We start from the raw sequence: 1,240 nt of genomic DNA, 5'->3' as shown, positions 1-1,240 counted from the left end.
CCAACCACGAGACCGCCGAACTCGCCGTGGCCCGCGCTACGAACCAGCGACTGAACGCGCGCGCCCAGCGGCTGGAGTCCGAACTCGCCGCCTACCGCCGAGCCGTCGCCCAATGGGAGATCAACGAGCGCGGCACGTACATCCCGCACGCCAGCCTCCGCGCCATCGGCCTCGCTTCCGGCAAGGACATCCTCGGCAGCGTCCGGCACCTGAAGCACTTCGAACGGGTCGAGCAGGCGGAGGCGGCCATCGAGCGTGTCCATCGCCTGCACGACGCGCTCGATGCCGAGACCGACCTGACGTCCCCGGACCACGAGATCACTCGGGGCGCTGCGGCGAAGAAGATCGCTGCCGCCCTGGACGGGTGGTCGCCGCCTGCTGCCGTGTCTGTCCCGCCGCCCGCGACACGAACGGACGACCAGGCCGCCGCACCCGCCGACTGGATCGACGGCCACCCCCAGTTGGAGGCCATCGCCGCCGCAGTGTGGGAGCAGTGCGAGCACCACGACAGCGGCCTGATCATCGACGACCCGCGGAACATCGCCGTGGCGGCCTACGCGGCGGTGCTGGCCGTGCTGCCCGCGCCCGCCGACCGGGCCGCCGTGCTGCGGTGGGCCGCCGATCTGGTGGCCGCCGACACCGCGCACATCCGGTATGGCTCGGCGACCGACTACGCCGAACGGCACGCCGCCCTCCTGCGCCGTGCAGCCGACTGCCCGTCGTGCGAGGCCGGGATCGAGCACGCCGAGCACTGCCCGACACCGGAGACCCACAACTGGGGCTGCGGCTGCCCGTCCGACGTTGCCGCCGCGATCGCCTCGTGCCCCGGCTACGAGATGAGCCCAAGCCCGTGCCGCTGCCCCTGTGAGGGCTGCAAGCACCACTGCGCCGCCCACAACCCGGACGCCGACGTGTCTGGCCCGGTGGCTGGCGAGCAGCAGAACGAGACACCGGAAGCCGAGGCGCACCCGTCGCACCACCGCTGGATGGTGGAGACCCGTGACGACCTCGCCGAGGAGTGGGCGCCCGGCATGCGGTTCACCGACCGCGCTGAAGCCGTCGCCCGCTACCAGACCGTCAGCGAGCTGTACCCCGAGTGGCGTGACGGCACGCCCGTCCAGCGCCGGTTCGTGCGGGAGACGACGTCGTACACCGTCGAGGCCCCGGAGTGAGTGGCCCGCCGCACTGGCTGGCCTACGCGTGCATCGCATCGCTGTGGGTGGCGGCCGGCTGTGTGGTG

General features: G+C 72.6%; 1 protein-coding gene. It reads left to right on the top strand.

The window, feature by feature from the left end; all coding sequences use genetic code 11:
* Positions 1-1,172 (top strand): hypothetical protein (locus AC067N_RS38895; RefSeq protein WP_478683681.1); only part of this gene is annotated, 1,172 nt, incomplete at its 5' end.
* Positions 1,173-1,240: the final 68 nt, after the last annotated feature.

This window comes from Streptomyces sp. NPDC042364, from assembly GCF_056437585.1.
This window is presented reverse-complemented; position numbering and strand designations above follow the sequence as displayed.